This window comes from Bradyrhizobium sp. CCBAU 11386 (assembly GCF_028128955.1).
In the GTDB taxonomy this organism is placed as follows: domain Bacteria; phylum Pseudomonadota; class Alphaproteobacteria; order Rhizobiales; family Xanthobacteraceae; genus Bradyrhizobium.
Genome location: NZ_LBKA01000014.1, coordinates 119,362 through 119,688, shown reverse-complemented (window position 1 = coordinate 119,688; position 327 = coordinate 119,362). Strand labels below are relative to the sequence as shown.

The following is a 327-nucleotide window of genomic DNA, read 5'->3' as shown; positions in this document are numbered from 1 at the left end:
AGCACGCCTGGGTGCGCGAGGCGGTGGTGGTGGCGCGCCAGAACCGCGCCGGCGACAAGCATCTTATTGCCTATGTGGTCTGCGCGCCCGAGGCCGGCTCGGACGAGGGCGATGGAGGCGGGCTTGCCGGCGCCTTGCGCGCGCATCTGAGCGCGCGGCTGCCGGACTACATGGTGCCGACGGCGTTCGTGCCGATCGCGGCGCTGCCGCTGACGGTGAACGGCAAGCTCGACCGCAAGGCACTGCCGGCGCCGGCCGATGAGGCCTATGCGCTGGCGGCCTATGAGGCGCCGCGCGGCGAGGTCGAGACGATGCTGGCCGGGATCT

General features: G+C 72.5%; 1 protein-coding gene. It reads left to right on the top strand.

The features are described from left to right. Positions 1 to 327 (top strand): AMP-binding enzyme (locus XI09_RS04280; protein WP_271565817.1); only part of this gene is annotated, 327 nt, incomplete at both ends.